This window comes from Ruegeria sp. PrR005, assembly GCF_010500245.1.
Lineage (GTDB): Bacteria > Pseudomonadota > Alphaproteobacteria > Rhodobacterales > Rhodobacteraceae > Ruegeria_B > Ruegeria_B marisflavi.
Genome location: NZ_JAAGOX010000011.1, coordinates 414101 through 432786, shown reverse-complemented (window position 1 = coordinate 432786; position 18686 = coordinate 414101). Strand labels below are relative to the sequence as shown.

Sequence of the window (18686 nt, the reverse complement as noted above, 5' to 3'; positions counted from 1 at the left end):
CCACGCTAGAAAGCGGGCCGCCCCGGGTCAATCAGAGTGAAGGAGACGCGCGCCCGCTTGTGGCGTGGGGTCCACAGGCGGGCGCCGGGTTGAGGGCGGCGGGTAGGCACGCCGCCCGGCGCGCGCTAGGTCTTGGCCAAGCCAACGCCGCAGGTCCCGCCGCCGTGACAATCGCATATGTTCTGAATACCTATCCGCAACCCTCGCACAGTTTCATCCGGCGCGAGGTGCAGGCGCTGGAGCGGCAGGGCGTCCCGGTCCTGCGGCTGGCGATGCGCCGCGCGGCGGCGCCGCTGGTCGACGCGCGCGACCGGGCCGAGGCGGAGCGCACCGAATACGTGCTGGATCGCGGCGCTTTGGGGCTGGGGGCGGCGCTGTTGCGCCGGTTCCTTGCGGCGCCGGGCCGGGGCTTTGCCGCTTTGCGGCTGGCGTTGCGTTGTGGCGGGGTGTCCCCGGCGGGGCGGCTCCGGCACCTGATCTATCTGGGCGAGGCGGCCCATGTGGCAGAGCGCTGCCACGCGGCCGGGGTCACCCATCTGCATGCCCATTTCGGTACCAATTCCGCAACCGTGGCGATGCTGGCCGAGGCGCTGGGCGGGCCGGGGTTTTCCTTTACCGTGCACGGGCCCGAGGAGTTCGACGCCCCGGCGGCGCTGTCCTTGCCCGAGAAACTGGCGCGCGCCCGCTTTGCCGTAGGGGTCAGCCAGTTCGGCCGCAGCCAGCTTTGCCGATGGACCGCGTTTGCGGGCTGGGACCGGTTGCGGGTGGTCCATTGCGGGATCGAACCCGCGGCCTTTGCCGACCCGGTGCCGGTGCCGGGCGGGCCGCTGCGGCTGGTCGCGGTGGGGCGCTTCGTCGAGCAGAAGGGGCAGATGATCCTGTTGCAGGCGATGGCGCGGCTGGTGCGGACCCATCCGCAGGCGCATCTGGATCTGGTGGGCGACGGCGAAATGCGCGGCGATCTGGAGCGCGCGATTGCGGGGCTGGGTCTGGGCGGCAATGTCACGCTCACCGGCTGGCTCGATCAGGAGGGGGTGCGCGCGGCGCTGGACGCCGCGCATGCGCTGGTGATGCCGAGTTTTGCCGAGGGCCTGCCGATGGTGGTGATGGAGGCGATGGCCGCCGCCCGTCCGGTGGTGGCCACCTATGTCGCCGGCACGCCCGAGCTGGTGCGGCCCGGCCAGACTGGCTGGCTGGTGCCGGCGGGGGATCCGGCGGCGCTGGCCGATGCATTGGCAGAGCTGGCCGAGGCCGGGCAGGCGCCGCTGGACCGGATGGGACAGACGGGCCGCGCGCGGGTGCTGGAGCGGCATGATATTGATACCGAAGCGGCGAAACTGGCGAGCCTCTTCCCGGAGCACTGACGCCTGCCTCAGCGGCCTCGCGCCCAGCGATTGCGCGTGCGGAAAAGCGGGGTTTTCACCGCCAGCGCCACGGTGGCGTAGACCGCGAACCCGACCGGATCGCGCAGCATCCGGCGGGTCAGGCCGGACAGCCCCAGGCGGGGCGTGCCGTCATTTACCGTCAGGCTTGGGTACAGCGCCACGACCTCGGCCACGCCTGCATTCTGGCGGCGGCGCACCCGGACGAGATTGGCAAAGCCTTCAACCATCGGCCAGTCGTAGCCGGGTGCGACCCGCAGCCGCTCGGCGGGGGCAAAGCTGAGCCTGACGAAGGTGTCGTCCGAGATGATATCGGGCCAGCCCTGCCAGCGGGCGCGCCCGGCGGCGTTCACCGCAAACAGGCCAAACCCCGGCCCACCGGTGGTGACAAAGGGCAGGGTCTGCCAGAACCGGCCATAGGCGCGGGTGATCCAGCTGCGGGCCGGGGCGACGCGCGGCGTGCCGCTGGCATAGTGGGGCGCATCGGTGTCGAGCGCCGCCACCAGCGCCGCCATCAAACCGGGGTCGACCCGCACATCCGCATCGAGATAGGCGCGCAGCGGCCCCTGCGCGGCGGCGTCTCCGGCGTTGAGCGCACCGAGCTTGCCGCCCTCGGCCAGTTCCAGCACCGTCCAGCCCCAACCGCGTTCACCGGCAAGACCCGCCAGCGCGCGGGCGCGCGCGGCGGTGTCGTCATTGCACCCATTGGCAACCACCAGCACCTCGGCCCGCCAGCCCTCGGGCAGCGGATCGGAGGTGAGCAGCGCATGGGCGCAATCGCCGATCCACTCGGCCTCGTTATGGGCCGGGATGATGACGCTGAGGTGCCGGGTCACCTGAGGAACTCCACCAGCGCGTCCCAGCGCGGGTTGGCATCGTCGAGATGCCGCAGGTGCCCCCAGCTGCCCCATTTGTTGGGCCGGTAGACATCGGCATAGGCGGTGAACAACTTGCCGCCCGCCGCATGCCAGCCCCGGATCAGATCGGTATAGAGATCACCCATTTCGTCCGAATAGTTGAAATGGGTGAAAAAGGCGGTGATCTCCTCGTCGTCGATCAGCGGGCCAAGCCCCACCACATGGCTGCCGCCCTCGTACATGATCAGGTCCAGCCCGTATTTTGCCGCCACAGCGGCGTGATAGGGCAGTTGGGTGCCAAGGTTCTGGGCCAGTGTATCGGTCGCGTCACCGCTGGCCGCGCCGTCGCGCAGCTCGGCCCAGGCCAGCGAGGTGGCAAGGTCGAACCGGTGCTCGGCCACGTAAGCGTCGCGCTCTGCCCCGGTGAGCCCCTTGGCCTCGGCCTGCGCCGCCGCCTCGGCGCGACTGTCGGCCAGCCATTGCCGCAGCATCGGCAGGCGCTGTTCCCAGCCCAACGTGCCGCCAAAATAGCCGGTCACGGCATAGGCGTCGAAATGGCTGGCGGGCGCGGCCCGGCCCGGTTCCTCGGCCACCCAGGCAGGCGCGTCAAGGATCATCTCTTCCAGCCCGATCCAGCCGGTCTGGGTCGAGATCACCCGCACCAGCCGCGCCTCGGCCTGATCGCCATAGACCTCTGTCCAGATATCAGCCATCTCGACCGCGCGGGCGGCGTAATAGCTGACCCAGTGGTCCTTCTTGTTCCAGCGCGCGCGGGCCTGATCCTCGGCCCATTGCGCCTGGGTGAACTGCCAGTTCCAGACCTCGTTGGACAGTTCCACATAGGCGCGCTGTTCGATCCAGAGCGTGTCGCGCACCGTTTCGGCAAAGCGGCGGATATAGTCGTCATCGGCCAGGTGGGGCATGTTGAACCAGCCATCCGCGCCGGTACGGTTCAGGAGGTCCACCATGATCTCGACCGGCACGCCCTTGACGGCCCAGGAGAAATCCGCTGGTTTCGGACGACCCTCCCAGGCCGCTTGCTGCGAGTTGTTGGTCTGCATCCAGTCCATGAAGCGCAGCGCACGGAACCCTTGCAGCCGGTCCAGCCAGTCCGGGTTGAACCGCGCGCCCGCGTCAAAGGCAGCCAGGTTCTCTTCCTTCACCACGGTGATGTTGCGCACATAGTCGCCGCCGCGATGGGTGCGCTGGATGCGGATATCGACCAGACCGGGGCCGGGGGTATAATCGAACTCGACGCGGTTCTTGCCATAGCGGATGTTTTCGGCCCGGCCCGTGACCTCGACGATGCCCTGGCCGTCGTAACGCAGCACATAGCGCCCGGCGACTGAGGTCGCCTCGACCGGCAGGTCAGTCAGGATCAGCGTGCCGACCGAGCCCAGCTCGGGCGGGATCGCCTGCGGCCAGCCGTTTTCGTCCAGATAGCCTGCCGCTTGCAAATCGTCATAGCTGGCGCCGCCGAACTGTCGGGGCAGGTGGCCGATCCAGGGGCGGGCGGTCTTGAACACGTCGAGAAAGGGCTGCTGCACCGACCAGTCGTTGACCCCGGCCAGCCCGATGGCGAGGGCGACCGGCCCGTCCGGTTCGGGCGGTGGGACATAGCCTTGCTCCAGCGCCGTGGCGGTCTCGGTTGCGACAGCAACCGGCTCCGGCTCCGGCTCCGGTTTCGGCGCGACCGGAGCGGGCGGGGCGGGAGGGACATAGGCCTGCACCGCCTCCCAGGCGATGGTTTGCAGGCGGGCCGCCTGCGCCGGGTTGGGCGCGTCAAAGGCGCGGCCCCAGCGGTCTTTCAGCCGGTGCGGCAGGCCCACCGGGCTCTCCCCGGTCAGCGCCGCGTATTGCACCATGGTTAGAAAGTAGAAGCCGAGGTCGTTGGGGTGGATGTCGTCATGAAACACCTGCGAAATGCGGTCGAGCCCCGGCACGGTGCCCTCGGCAATGGCGTCGGTCAGGGCCAGCATCGCCTGTCCGGCGGGCAACAGCCGCATCGGCGGGGCACCGGTCGGGCGGGTTTCATTCACCCCGTCGACGATGGATTGCCATTGCGCCAGATCCTGTTCGATCCGCTCGCGCCAGGGGAATTCCGCCCCCGCATCATGCTCGATCCGGGCACCGCTGCCGGATCGCAGGTCGTGCCAGGTCTCTTGCAGGAACACCCGCGCCTGCGGGTTGGCCGTGACCGCAAGATCATAGTAGCGCCGGGCATAACCGACACTGTCGTTATACTGGATCTGGTTGGCGAGCGGGATCGCCTCGGTCAGGATCACGGCATCAAAGCCGCCGCCCGAGAGCACCTCCTGCGCGTTCACGCCCTCGGCCTTTTCGCCGTTTTCCCAGTTGTAGGACAGCGGCGCACCGTTGATGATCTGCGCCTCGACCCGGACACCGGTATCCTCCAGTACCGCCGACAGCATGTCGGGATTGGTCGGGCCGAACAGCGAATGGCCGATGAAAAGGACCCCGATCAGGGAGGCAATCCAGTTCATTGCGGAACTCCGGTCTTGGGATAGCTGGTCACGGTCTGCCAGACCACCTCCTGCATCAGGCGCGCGGCCTCGGGCGTGGGGGCCTGTGCCGGGGTGCCGTCGGCCTTCAGCAATTCATGCGGCAGGTCTACGGGCGAGCGCTGATACAGTACGGCGTAATGGGTCAGCGCCACCAGATAATTGCCCAGATCGCCCATGTGGATCGGGTCGAGCTTGCCCTCGGGGTCGATTCCGAACAATTGCTCGGCGCTGGTGATGCCGCCGACACCGCCGCGCGCCTCGATCTCGCGGACAAAGCGCGACAGCACCTGTCCGACCGGGATGACATGCGCGGGCTGGTCTGGGTTGCGGGCGAGATCCTGAAGCAGGATGCCGTTTTCCCACAGCTCGACCAGATCGCGGTCAAGCCGGTTGAGCCAGCCGTCGGGATCGTCGAGCCAGTGCCAGGTCTCGTACAGGAACACCCGCGTGTCCGGGCGCCCCTGCCGGGCCAGATCGGCCCATTTGGTGAAATAGTCGTCACTGTCGAGATACTTGATCGCGTCCCTGAGTTCGAGCATCTCGGTCAGGATCACGGCATCGTATTCTCCCGAACCGATCGCCTCGTCCGCGGGACGATAGCGGGGGTGGGCGTTCATCACGTCGAAGCCCTTGATCGGCTCGTCCTCCTCCCAATGCGCCTTCATCGGGGTGCCCCAGCCCAGCTGGCTGTCATAGCTGTGGCCCTGTGGCGCGAGCTGTTGCAGCATCGCGGGCATGTCAAGTCCCACCAAGCTGTGGCCCAGGTGGAACACGGCCATCGGCCCCGGCGGCGGCGGCAGGGGGCGGGCATAGGCGGCGGCCACGACGGCGGGATCGGGCAGGCGTGGCCGCAGCCACAACCACCAGAAGGCCGAGGCCAGCAGGCCCAGAACGAGAAGGATAAGAACGAACAATCGGGTCATGGTTTACACTTAGGTCAGCCACACCGGGATATCACGCACTCTCGGCTATTGCTGTGACAATCAGCCCGTGACCGGTGGCAAAACGCCCGCGCAGAATGTCGCCGCGTTTGAACCCGGGCACGCCCGTTCGGAACGTGGCGGTGAACCCCCTGTTCGCCGTGTCGAGCGTGATGCGCAGCGTGTCAAAGCCGAACAGCGTCCGACTGATGCGGTACTGCGCCTTATAGGCGCATTCCTTGGCCGAAAAGATCAGCTTGGCCCAGTGTCCGCGGTTGTCCTGCCCGGCGAGCCAGGCGGTCTCAGACGGGGTGCAGATCGTCGGCATCAGGTCGGGATCCAGCGGGCTGTCCTCTTCGAGGTCCAGGCCGAGCAGTCGCAACTCCCCTTCCCAGGCGACGGCGGCAAGGCAGGCGGTGCCTGTATGGGTGATCGTCCCCAACAGGCCCGGCGGCCAGATCGGGGCGCGGTCGGTGCCCATCGGCACCGCCATGGCGGGCGCGCCCAGCTCGCGCAGGGCGAGCCGGGCGGCTGTTCGCCCGGCCGAGAACTCGCGTCGGCGCTTGTCCACCGCGCCGGGGATCGCCGCCAGTTCCTCGGGATAGACCTTGTAATCCCGCGTAGGATCGGCCGCCGCAATGGCGGCCCCCCGGCCCAGCAGAGGCGAGGCGAGCAGCAGCGCCTCGGTCGGGCCGGGGCCGCTCACCTGACCCGTTCCTGCCGGTTTGCGCGCATCGCGCGCCGCCGCGACATGGTGTCGGCCCGCTCGGCGGTATCGACCACCGGCTGTGCCGGTTCCGCAGGTGCGACGCCCTGCGACAGATGCGCGGCCAACCCCTGAAGCGTCGGAAAGCGGAAGATGTCGGTGATCGGCAGGGTCGGCACGTTCAGCGCCGCGCGGATCTCGCGATGCGCCTGTACCGCCAGCAGGGAATGCCCGCCAAGGGTAAAGAAATTGTCCGACGGCCGAATGTCGCCCACGCCCAGGATGCGCGACCAGATCGCGGCGATCTGTGCCTCGGCCCCGGTCGGCGGCTCGGAGGGGGCCGCCGGCACCGTGCGCTGCGGCACCGGTTCCGGCAGCGCCTTGCGGTCGATCTTCTTGTTCGGCGTCAGCGGAAAGGCGTCGAGCGTCACGATATGGGCGGGCACCATTACCTCGGTCAGGCGCGCGGCCAGATGCGAGCGCAGCGCGGCGTCCGACACCGGGCCGCCAGTTGTGACATAGCCCACCAGCCTTGTATCGCCGCCCATCTCGCGGGCGATCACCACCGCGCCCGTGACGCCGGGATAAGCTGCCATCGCCGCCTCGATCTCGCCCAGCTCGATCCGCTGGCCGCGGATCTTGACCTGATGATCGGTGCGGCCAAGGAAGTCGAGCCGCCCGTCGGCGCGCCAGCGCACCAGATCGCCGGTGCGGTACATCTGCGGCGCGGCGGTCACGGTCAGCCCGGCCTCGGCCGCGAACGGGTCGCGCGGGAACCGCTCCTCGGTCAGGTCGCAGCGCTGCCAATAGCCGCGCGTCACGCCCTCGCCGCCGATGCACAGCTCGCCCGGCACCCCGATCGGGCAGGGCTGGCCGCCTGCGTCCAGCACATAGACGGCGGTATTGGCGATGGGGGTGCCGACATTCACCGTGCCTGTAGCGCCGGGACCCACCGCCGCGCAGGTGGACCAGATCGTGGTCTCGGTCGGCCCGTACATGTTCAGGATGCGGGCGCCGGTCGCCTCGCGCAGATCCTCGACCAGATCGCCCGGCAGCGCCTCGCCCCCAAGCAGCAGGTGCTTCACCCGGCCAAGTGCCATGCGTGCTTCGTCGTTCATGGCGATCATCCGCGCCATCGAGGGGGTGCATTGCATATGCGTCACGCCGTGGCGCACGATCTGCGCGGCCAGCGAGAAATCATCCTCGGCCAGCGCGCTGGGCGCGCGCACCCGCCGCAAGACCTCGGCCAGCGGTTTCAGTCCCTCCAGCACCACGGCGGGGTCGATGCCATAGTCGATAAGGCAGGCGACCTCGTCCACGCCAATGCGTTTGAGCTGTTCTACCCGCGCCACCGCATCACCGATGGTGCCGAACAGCCCCGAGTCCTCGAAATACCGCTCGAAGGCGAAATCGAGGATCGCCTCCAGCTCGTCGCCGCTGAGCACCCCCAGATCCATTTCAAAGGCGTTGGTCACGCCTTTGGGCTTCTTGAAGGCGGGGAAGGCCCAGGCATATTGCTTGATCAGCCCGGCGGCCGACCGCAGGTAGTCCTTCATCGGCTCGCGCGCGACGCGCGCGGCTTCTTCGCGGGTACCTGCCAGATAGGTGTGCAGCATCAGCGTCACCTTGAAATCGGCCGGGTCGTGGCCCGCCTCGCGCAGGGCGGCGTGATAGATGCGGATCTTGTCGGCCACCTCGTCGATGCTCTGGCCCAGAAGGTGGGTCAGCACGTTGGCGCCGATGGACCCGGCCTCGCGCCAGGTCTCCGGGTTGCCCGCCGTGGTAACCCAGAGCGGCAGTTCCTTCGACACCGGGCGCGGCTGGGTGACGACCGAATGCATGGTGCCGTCGGCCTTGGCGAACTCCACCGCCTCGCCGCGCCAGAGCCTGCGCAGGGTTTCGATGGTCTCGAACATGGCAGGCTTGTTACGCGGCGGGGTGTTTTCCGGGCGCAGGATGAAATCGTCAGGCTGCCAGCCCGAGGCGATGCCAAGCGCCGCGCGCCCGCCGGTCAGGTTGTCGATCACCGCCCATTCCTCGGCGATGCGGGCGGGATGGTGCAGCGGAGCGACGCAGGAGCCTGCGCGCACGCTGAGATTTTTCGTCACCGCGGCCACCGCCGCGCCGGTCACGGAGGGGTTCGGATAGGGGCCGCCAAAGGCGTGGAAATGGCGTTCCGGCGTCCAGACCGCGTTGAACCCATGCGCATCGGCGAATTTCGCGCCTTCGAGCAGCAGTTCGTATTTCTTCGGCCCCGGCCCGTCATCGTTGCCCCAATACATCAGGTTGAAGTCGATGGGCCGGTCGCTGACCGCGATCGGGCCTTTTGACACTTCGGCGCGGTTCTCGTCGGAACTCAGCACCACCTTGAAGCCGCGCGCCAGCGTCCAGAACAGTTCCAGCACCGAGATGTCGAAGTTGAGCGAGGTGACCGCCAGCCAGACGCCGCCATTGGCATGGTCGATGCGGTCGTCCATGCCGGTAAAGAAGTTCACCACGTTGCGGTGTTCGACCATCACCCCCTTGGGCGTGCCGGTCGAACCCGAGGTATAGATCACATAGGCCAGATCGTCGGCGGTGGCGCCGCCGTCGACAGGTTCCGCGTGCGCCTCTGACAGGGTGCCGAGGTCGAGCACATGGGCCTCGGTCGCGGGCAGGCCGGGCTTGCGCGCGCCGCTCGTCACGATCACCGCCGCGCGGCTGTCGCTGACGTAGTGCGCGATGCGGTCGGCCGGATAGGCCGGGTCGAGCGGCACATAGGCGCCGCCCGCCTTGAGCACGCCAAGTGCGGCGATCAGCAACTCGGGCGAGCGGTCCAGATAGACCCCCACATGGCTGCCGGGCGCGACACCCAGGTCGCGCAGCCGGGCGGCGACAGCGTTGGCACGGGCGTCGAGCGCGGCATAGGTCAGGCTCTGGCCCTCGAACACCAGCGCCGTTGCCTCGGGTGTGCGCAGGGCTTGTGCCTCGAACGCCTGATGCACGGTCAGGGTGCGGTCATAGTCGCGCGCGGTGCGGTTCCAGTCGCTCAGCATGGTCGAGCGTTCGGAGGCGGGCAGGACGGTCAGATCCGCCACGCCATCCGCTCCGCTGGCGCGGGTCAGGGCATACATCACCGTTTCCAGCCGGCGGGCCAGGATCTCGACCGCCTTGGGGTCGAGCCGGGCACTGTCGGCGTGCAACGTCGCGGTGCCGTCGGCCAGCGCCACGGTCAGGATCGCACCGGGAACCGGTGCCCCGCCGTCCACCGCCAGCGCCACCGGCGGCACCGGGCAGCGGCCAATGCGCGGGTCGCGCAGGGGCAGGTCAGCGGGCGGCGCACCTTTGGTGCGCGCGCCTGCCAGTCCTTCGGCGGTGCGCTTTAGCGCCTCTTCAACTGTTGCGGCCTCGGTCAGGCGCAGCGGCACCCAGGCGCCCAGATACCCGTCTGCGGCGGCCTTGGTGATGGCTCCGGTGGTCATGGCAATATCGCCGAACTCCTCGCCGCTGCTGCGCAGCGCCCAGATCAGCACCGCGGTGGCCAGCCGGTCCTCGCCCAGCCCATGCGGCACCGAGATGCGGTTGGCGACAACCGGTCCGGTAGGGCCGACATGCGCCAGCGGCACCGGCAGCGGGCGCAGCCCGACAAGCCGCTTGCGCCAGTGCCGTTCGGCGGGCAACGCCGCCGTCAGCGCAGCGGCAAGCGCCTGCGCCTCGGCCCCGGTGGGCGAAGGCAGCCGGTCGCCCGGCTTGATCATCCCTGTCAGGTCAACCGGCGTTCCGTCCAGCCCGCGCAGCCCGCCAAGCACCAGATCGCCCTCGCCCGTCGCCACGGTCAGGGTATCGGTGGACGCCGCCTGTACCGTGCCGGGCAGCGCGCCTGAGCGGCCCTGAACCCGCGCGGTGGAAACGGCCAGCACCTGGCCCGCAACCGCGATCTTGGCGCAGGTCAGCGGATTGGCGTAATCGCCGAAATCGAGCGCGCGCACCAGTGCGGCCAGCGCCTCGGCGGGTTTGGTGAAATCCAGCCGCCCGGCAGCGGCGGGCCGGTCGTCGCGCCCGAAATAGCTGCGCTGGCTCAGGTCCTGCGCCTGCCGCTCCAACCCCTGTTCCAGCTGGTCGGCCACGCGCGCGAAACTGTCCAGCGCCGCGCCATAGCATTTCGAGTTCAGCGAAAACGCGGTCTCGTCCTCGTCGATGTCGAACATCTGTTGCGCCAGAATGTCGCCCTCGTCGATGCCGCCCTCGATCAGGTGCCAGGTGACGCCATAGCGGGTCTCGCCCGCCATCAGCGCCCAGGCCGGAGTGTTCAGCCCGGCATAGCGCGGCAGCGGCCCGTCGTGGAAATTCACCGCGCCTTTGGCGGGCAGGGCCAATACCGCATCCGGGATCACCGAGAGATTGGCGATGGACAAGAGCCAGTCGAAGCCACCCGGCGCCAGCTGGGCCAGATCGGCGATCCGCTCGCCCTGCGGCAGGCCCTTGCCCCGGGCCCAGTTTCGGATCTCGTCATCCTGTGAGATCACGGCGGCAATTCGGTGCCCGCGGTCGAGCAGCATTTCGCTGCATCCGATCAGCAGGGACTCGTTACCGATCACAACATGGGTCAAACTCATCTGCTGTCCTCCGGAAAAGCTGCAACGGGCGTCTTGGTCGCAGGTGCAAGGCCCAGGGCGCGGCGTGTCGCATGGGTGATCAGGTCGGTCAGGAAACCGTCCGGATCGGAATTCGGTTTGTGGCGGATCATCTGGCGCAACCGCCAGAGAAGGGTGCCCGCGATCAGGGCGAGCGTGGTGGCCACGGTGTAGACGCGGCCATGGTTCTTGATGAAATAGTAGAGCCGGGAATCGAACCAGTATTGCGGCGTGCGGTGCCAGGCCTTCATGCCGGTGGTCGCCGAGCCGATATGGATCACGCCGACGTCGGGCAGGTACCAGGTTTCCCACCCCGCCAAGGCGGCGCGGCGGCACAGGTCGGTTTCCTCGAAATAGAGAAAGAAGTGTTCGTCAAACCCGCCGGTCGCCGCAAAGGTTTCGCGCCGGATCATCAGGCTGGCGCCTGCGGCCCAGTCCACCCGCGTCCGGGTCTGCGGCTGCGGCAGGGCGATGATGCTGTTGCGCAGCAGGCGCGAGATCGGGCCGGTGCGCACGGCGGCCTCGAATTCGCCGCTGGCCGAGGGGAAGCGGAACGCGGTGCGATGCGGGTCGTTGTCGACCCCGCGCACCGCGCTGGCGGCCAACCCGGCCCCGGGCGTCGCGATCAGGAAATCGCGCAGCCCGCGGATGCAACCCGGGTCGGGCCAGGCATCCGAGTTGAGAAGATAATAGAAATCGGGGGCCGATCCGTTGCTCAGCCCGGCACGCATGCCAAAGTTCATGCCCGCGCCGAACCCGCCGTTGCGGCCGCTTTCGACGATGCGAAACCTGCCGCCCGTGTCCCAGCCCTGCGCGGCGGCGGCCTCGCGCAGCCGGTCCACCGACCCGTCCCCCGATGCGTTGTCGACCACGATCACCTCGCCGGGCAGGTCCTGCATGTCGCGCAGGGCCGCCTCGCAGGCCCGGATCGTCAGATCCGGGGTGCGATAGTTCAGGATAACCGTGAGGACGGTCGGCTCGGTCATGTGCCTACTCCGCGGCCTTGCCAAGCGGCTGGACTGCGTCCGTCTCATGCAATCTCTGCCGCAGGTGTTCCGTCAGGACCGAGACATTCGGCACCAGCACCATGCTGTTGTGATCGCCGGGCACTTCGAACACCTCGATGGAGCTGGCGAACTTGCCCCAGTCGTTGTCGTCGTACACGTACTGCCGTTCGCTGCTGACCCAGTTGCCGCCGGTGACCTTCCAGCGCCGGTCCAGCGGCGGCCGGTACATCAACAGCGCGCCGCTCCACGGCTGCGGTCGATAGCGGGCGACCGACCCGAGGAAGGCGGCCTCGATCCGGGCATTGTTGAACGCGGCGCCACCGGCATCCCCGACCGGGGCGCGGCGGCGTTGCACCTCCCAGGCGAGTCGCGTTCTGACCCAATCCAGCAGGTAGCGGGGCCCGCGTTCGGTGAACTGGCGCAGCTTGATGATGGCGCGGTCGCGTCGGCCCAGCGCCGGGCGCACCGGCAGCGGCGTGTCGATCAATGCCAACAGAGAGACCTCTTCGCCCGCCGCCTCGAGCTGTCGGGCAATCTCGTAGGCGGTGATGCCGCCGCCCGAGTAGCCGCCCAGCAGATAGGGCCCGTGCGGCTGCACCTGCCGCATCTCGGCGATATAGTCGGCGGCCGCCGCCTCGATCGTGTCATGCGGGGCCTCGTCGCCGACCAGCCCGCGCGCCTGAAGCCCATAGACCGACCGGTCGCGCCCCAGCATCAGCGCCAGATGGCGCAGGTTCAGCACGTTGCCGAACATGCCCGCGACCACGAAGAAGGGCGTCTGGCCGCCCGACCCGACATCATGCAGCGGCACGACATGGGTAAAGGCGGGGGCGTGTTGCGAAGCGCCATCGGCATTGCCGTCGCCGGAGAGGGCGGCCGACCGGCCGATCCGCGCGTCGATCTTCTCGGCGATGCGGACGATGCTCGGGGCCTCGAACAGGACCGAGATCGGGAATTCGACGTCAAAGGCCCGGTTGATCTGGGCAAAGAGCCGCACCGCGATCAGCGAGTGACCGCCAAGGTCAAAGAAACTGTCCTGCGTGCCCACCTGCGACACGCCCAGCAGGGTTTCAAAGAAACCCGCCAGCGTCTTTTCGGTCTCGGTCTGCGGCGCGACATATTCGGTATCGAGCTGCGGCCGCTCGAAGCTCTGCCCGGCCTCGGCCGGGGCCGAGACCTGATCGGCCTCGGCGATCAGGCGCGGCAGGTCGAGCGACGAGACCACCACCTGACTCAGGCCGCTGTTCAGCGCCCGGGTCAGTGCCGCGGCACCTTCGTTGGCGCGGATGCCCTGTGCGATGTTGCGGTGCAGGCGCTGTTCCTCGGGCGACAGCGTGACCGACTTGCGGGCAGGTTCCAGCCCCAGCGCGGCGGCGTCGGCATCGGGTTTTGCCGGTTCGGTCAGGTCGATGGTGCCGTTGGTACGCTGCATCTGGAACCCGGCGATATCGATCAGCACCCGCCCCGAGGGATCGGTCAGGGTGATGTCGAACGAGGCAAAGCCGTCGATAGGCGTGGCGCCCGGCGTCGGGCGCATCCAGCTGCGGATATCCGCAGGCAGCGGCGCAAAGACCCGCAAGGAGCGGTAGGAGACCGGCACCCAGAGCGCGCGACCCTGATAGCCGCGCGCCAGTTCGATGGCCCAGCCGGTGGCCAGATCCAGCAGGCCGGGGTGCATCTGGTACCCCTGATCCAGATCGCGGCGGTATTCCTCGGGCAGGGACAGGCGGGCCAGGCCTTCGTCCTCGCCCCGCGCGGTGGCGCGCAGCACCTGCCAGCGCGGGCCGAATTTCAGATGCGCCTCCTGCGGCGTATGCAGCACCTCGCCAAGCGGGGCTGTCGCCGCCTGCGGGCAGCGCGCGGCAATCGCGGCCAGATCGAGCGTTCCGGCCCGTGCCTCGGGGTCGAGCACCAGCATCGCCTGGGCGTTCTGCGCGTAACCGCCGCCGGGCAGGGCGCTGTGCACGCTGAAACCATAGCCTTCGGCGGTGGGTTCCAGCCGCACGATCACCTCGCGCGGGGCGCCGTTGACCCGCAGCGGGCGGAAGAAATAGAGGTCGCGGATGTCGAACGGATGGCTGACGCCCTGCGCCCGCAGGGCTTCGGCCGCCAGTTCGACATAGCCGGTCCCCGGCAGCAGCGCATCGCCTGCGGCGGTGCGGTGTTCGTTGAACACCCAGTGCTCGGCGCTCAGCCGGGACACGAACAGGCGGTTGCCGGCCTCATCGAACCCGGCCTCCTGCAACAGCGGCTGGTCGGTCGCGGCGCGCGCCTCGGCTGGATCGCCGCCGAGCCGCGCGGCACGCGCGTCGGCGGCCATGCCCACATCGGCCCAGACGCCCCAGTTCACCGCTACGACGCGGGTCTTGGCCCCGCTGCGGCTGCTGGCAAAGGCGTTGAGATATTCGTTCGCCGCGACATAATCGACCTGCCCCGCCGGACGGCTTGCCGTCGAGGAGGAGGCAAAGAGCACCATCAGTTCGAGCACGCCGTCGGGGAACAGCTCGTCCAGCACCCTGAGGCCGGTCATCTTCGGCGCCAGCACCCGGTCGATCCCGGCCTCGGTCTTGGCCAGCACCGGCCCGTCCTCGATATGACCGGCGGCGTGAATGACGCCAGTCAGCGCGCCGAACCGGTCCTGCGCGGCACCAAGCGCGGCGCGCATCTGGCCGATGTTGCAGACATCGGCGGCAATCGCCGTGATCTGGCCCTTGTCCAGTGCCTCCAGCTCTTCCAGTGTGCGGATGCGGCGGCTGGTCTTGTCGGCGGGGCTGTGCGTGGCCAGCCATCGGGCGCGGTCGGCGGGCAGCTCCTCGCGCCCCAGCAGGATCACGTTGGCCCCGTGGTTCTGCATCAGGTGGCGGGCCACCGTCAGGCCGATGCCGCCAAAGCCGCCGGTGATCAGATAGGTACCGCCTTCGCGGAATACGGGCGCCTCATCCTCCAGCGGTGCGGGGCGATAGCTGCGCCCGAACCGCTTGTCGTCGCGCCAGGCGGCGATGCTATTGCCGGGCTCGGCCAGCAGTTCCTCCAGCAGGCGCGGGGTCAGGTCCTCGTCCTGCTCGGGCGCGGCACCGCGCAGCCGCGCCAGCAGTGGCGGGCGCAGGCGGGCGGGCAGCTCGATATCGACCGAGGCACAGGTGATCCCCGGCATCTCGTGCGGCAGCACGCCCAGCGGCCCGGCGATGGTCGCCTTGGCCGGATAGGGCAGGGCCTCGGCGCGTACCTGTGCCGCGCCGGTGGTGAAGGCGGTGATATGCACCGGGCCGGGCAGCTCGACCTGCCCCAGCGCCTGCGCCAGCCAGGTCAGGCTGAAGAATCCGTGCTCCATGTTGCGGTCATGGAAGCTCGATCCTGGGCGGAAGCTTTCGCCCTCGGTCACCAGCCAGAAATGGCCGATCCGGTCGGGCAGGCGCCCCTGTGCCGCCAGATCGCGCAGCATCAGGTCATAGCCCATCCGCCCCTGCTCCGGGGCCAGCTCGAACCGGGTGTCGGACTGTTTGACATAGCTGTCGCTGGAGCTGACCCGCGCCACCCAGTGACCTGCCGCCTCCAGCCGGTCGGCCGCCTTAGCGGCCAGCCCCCCGGCATCGAGGAAGATCAGCCAGTTCAGCGGTTCGGTCCGATCCAGTTCGGTCTCGACGTCGATATCGCATTCGGCCAGACGTGGCCGCCAGACCGGGCGCCAGCCCCATTCGGCCAGATCGTCGCTGCGGGTCAGAACCGCGCGCGGTTCTTCCGCCCGCTGGGTACCCGGTTCGATGAAATAGCGGCTGCGCTGGAACGCATAGGTCGGCAGCGGCAGGCGATGACGTTTGGCCTCGCCCCAGATCTGCGGCCAGTCGGCCTCGATCCCGCAGGCCCAGAGCCGCCCGATAACCCCCATGAAATAGGCATCATCGGCGATGTCCTGATCGGGGTGGCGCAGGCTGCTCAGCACCTGGCCGGGCGACACGCCGGGCGACATCTGCGCCAGCGAGCTCAGCGCCTTGCCGGGACCGACTTCCAGGAACACCCGGTCGCGACCCTCGGACAGGGCGTCGATGCAAGCGGCGAAATGGACCGTGTTGCGCAACTGCGCGACCCAATAGTCGGGGTCGGTGGCCTGGGCCTCGGTCAGCACCGCGCCGGTGCGGTTCGACTGGATCGGGATTTGCGGCGCGCTCAGGGTGAGACCGCGCAGGAAATCGCCGTATTCCTTCAGGATTGGCTCCAGCATCCGTGAATGCGCGGCAATGTCGATCTGAATGCGCTGATATTCGACCTCGCGGGCGCGCAGCACCTCGGCCAGCCTGTCCAGTGCCGCCTGCGGGCCGCTGACAGCGGTCAGGCGGGGGGCGTTGACGCTGGCAATGTCCAGATCCTCGCCGATCAGCGCCTGTACCTCGTCCAGCGGCAGCGAGATCGACAGCATGCCGCCCGGCGCCACAGTGTCAAACAGCCGTCCGCGCAGCAGCACCAGGTCGATGCAATCCTCGAATCCGATCACACCGGCCAGACAGGCGGCGGTGTTCTCGCCCATGGAATGGCCGACCAGGGCTGCGGGCCGCACGCCCCAACTGAGCCACAGCTGCGCCAGCGCATATTCCACGATCATGATCAGCGGCAATTGCACCGAGGGCTGTTTCAGCCGCGCGTCGGCCTCGGCGGTATCGCCCTCGGGCAGCCAGATGGCGCGGATGTCGTAATCGAGGCTCTTTTGCAGATGCGCCAGCCCCCGGTCCATCCATTCGGCAAAGACCGGCTCGACCTCGTAGAGGTCGCGCGCCATGCCCGCATATTGCGCCCCGCCACCGGGGAACATGAACACCACATCGGCCCCGGCCCCCAGCGCGTCATGGGTGAACACCCGGCGCGGATCGCCCTGGTCCAGCAGGTCGGCGGCCTCAAGCGCGGTTTCGGCCACCAGCACGCGGCGTTTCTCGAACCCGCGGCGGCCCTCTTTCAGCGTATAGGCCACATCGGCCAGGTTGACGTCTGGGTTGGCGCGCAGCCAACCGGCCAGCGCCTTGGCATTGCCATCGAGCGCGGCGCGTGACCGTGCCGACAGGCACAGGATCTGGAACGGAAAATCGCTCTCTTCCGAGGCGGCGCGCTCGGGCGCTTCCTCCAGGATGACATGCGCGTTGGTGCCGCCCACGCCCAGACTGTTGACCGCGCCCCGGCGTGGCCCCTTGTGCGGGGTCCAGTCGCTCAGCCGGTCGTTCACCCGGAACGGGCTGGTCTCGAAATCAATCGCCGGATTGGGCGCCTCGTACCCCAGCGACGGCGGGATCTGCTTGTGATGCAGCGCCAGCGCGGTCTTGGCAAAGCCCGCGACCCCGGCGGCGGTGTCGAGATGGCCGATATTGGTCTTGACCGAACCGATCTTGCAAAACCCGCTCTCGGCGGTCTGTTCGCGATAGGCCTGGGTCAGGGCCGAAACCTCGATCGGGTCGCCCAGATAGGTGCCGGTGCCGTGGCATTCGATGTAGTCAATGGTCTCGGCGGGCACATCCGCCGCCGTCAGCGCAGCGCTGATCGCCTGCGCCTGACCACCGACCGAGGGCGCCAGATAACCGGCCTTGTCGGCGCCATCATTGTTGATGGCGCTGCCCTTGATCACCGCCCAGATATGGTCGCCATCGGCCAGCGCGTCCTCGAGCCGGCGCAGCGCCACCACGCCCGCGCCCGAGCCGAACACGGTGCCCTGCGCCCGGTGGTCGAAAGCATGGCAATGGCCATCGGGGCTGAGGATCTCGTTTTCCTTGTAAAGGTACCCGCGCCCCTGCGGCAGTTCGATGGTGGACCCGCCCGCCAGCGCCATGTCGCATTCGCCCTCGCGCAGCGCCTTGCAGGCATAGTGGATGGCGACCAGCGAGGTGGAACAGGCGGTCTGGATGTTCACGCTCGGCCCGTGCAGGTCGAACACATGGCTGACCCGGGTCGACAGGAAATCCTTGTCGTTGCCGGTGTGGCGCAACAGGAACATGCCCACATCATCGACCAGACCGGGGTTCGAGCAGATGTTGAAATAGAAATAGCTGCCCATGCCGCAACCGGCATAGACGCCAATTGGCCCGGATACCGATTCCGGCGGGTGACCGGCGTTTTCCATCGCCTCCCAGGCGGTTTCCAGGAACTGACGGTGTTGTGGATCCAGAATCGCGGCTTCCTTTGGAGAGAAGCCAAAGAAATCGGCATCGAACCGGTCGAACCCGTCCAGCGGCGCCGCCGCGCGGACATAATTGGGGTCCGCCATCAGGTCTGGGCGCTCGCCCGCGGCCAGCAGCGCCGCGTCGTCCAGCGGCCGGATCGATTCGATCCCCGCCCTGAGATTGTCCCAAAACTCGGCGGCCGAAGCGGCGCCGGGCACATGTACCGACATACCGACGACAGCAATGTCGCCCTGTTCACTCTTTGAAGTACGCGTTGTCATGGTCTGACCGAACGATCCATTTGGTTATTCAGCCCGCCAACCCACGCACACCGTAAGCAGGGGCAAGCGATCCTGAAAAGGTTCCAATTTTATCAGATTTCCCTGATTTTTTCTAAACCCCTGTAATAGTGCCACAAAACCTCAAGGGTCTGGAATGTGTCCTATTCCCACTTGGTGACAAACACTGTTTTTCCAGAAGATTGTGACTGGATTAGGGACAGTTATGGGCCTTTTGCGGCCGGTTTGAGGTAAGGCCGC

At 68.1% G+C, this 18686-nt stretch carries 8 protein-coding genes; 1 reads left to right on the top strand and 7 read right to left on the bottom strand.

The window, feature by feature from the left end:
• The first annotated feature begins 164 nt into the window (after positions 1-164).
• Entirely contained in the window at positions 165-1364 is a 1200-nt protein-coding gene (locus G0P99_RS08575) for a glycosyltransferase family 4 protein (protein ID WP_164128960.1), read from the top strand.
• 8 nt (positions 1365-1372) lie between these two features.
• On the opposite strand, the gene G0P99_RS08570 is transcribed toward G0P99_RS08575, so the two are convergent.
• From G0P99_RS08570 to G0P99_RS08540, 7 genes are read right to left on the bottom strand one after another with little or no spacing between them, the layout of a single operon-like run.
• Positions 1373-2218 (bottom strand): glycosyltransferase, encoded by an 846-nt coding sequence (locus G0P99_RS08570; protein WP_164128959.1) that lies wholly within the window; start codon positions 2216-2218, stop codon positions 1373-1375.
• Entirely contained in the window at positions 2215-4743 is a 2529-nt protein-coding gene (locus G0P99_RS08565; protein WP_164128958.1) for a hypothetical protein, read from the bottom strand. Before G0P99_RS08565 ends, G0P99_RS08570 begins: the two co-directional genes overlap by 4 nt.
• Positions 4740-5687, bottom strand: a complete 948-nt coding sequence (locus G0P99_RS08560; protein WP_164128957.1) for a hypothetical protein — start codon at positions 5685-5687, stop codon at positions 4740-4742. The genes G0P99_RS08565 and G0P99_RS08560 overlap by 4 nt, the downstream gene beginning before the upstream one ends.
• Positions 5688-5718: 31 nt before the next feature.
• On the bottom strand, positions 5719-6390 hold the full coding sequence (locus tag G0P99_RS08555) for a 4'-phosphopantetheinyl transferase superfamily protein (protein WP_164128956.1): 672 nt from the start codon (positions 6388-6390) through the stop codon (positions 5719-5721).
• Positions 6387-10985, bottom strand: a complete 4599-nt coding sequence (locus tag G0P99_RS08550) for a MupA/Atu3671 family FMN-dependent luciferase-like monooxygenase (protein WP_164128955.1) — start codon at positions 10983-10985, stop codon at positions 6387-6389. Before G0P99_RS08550 ends, G0P99_RS08555 begins: the two co-directional genes overlap by 4 nt.
• The gene (locus G0P99_RS08545; protein ID WP_164128954.1) at positions 10982-11989 is read right to left on the bottom strand and encodes a glycosyltransferase family 2 protein; all 1008 of its coding nucleotides are present in this window, start codon (positions 11987-11989) and stop codon (positions 10982-10984) included. The genes G0P99_RS08550 and G0P99_RS08545 overlap by 4 nt, the downstream gene beginning before the upstream one ends.
• A 4-nt stretch (positions 11990-11993) precedes the next feature.
• Entirely contained in the window at positions 11994-18428 is a 6435-nt protein-coding gene (locus tag G0P99_RS08540; RefSeq protein ID WP_164128953.1) for a type I polyketide synthase, read from the bottom strand.
• Between the last annotated feature and the right edge of the window lie 258 nt (positions 18429-18686).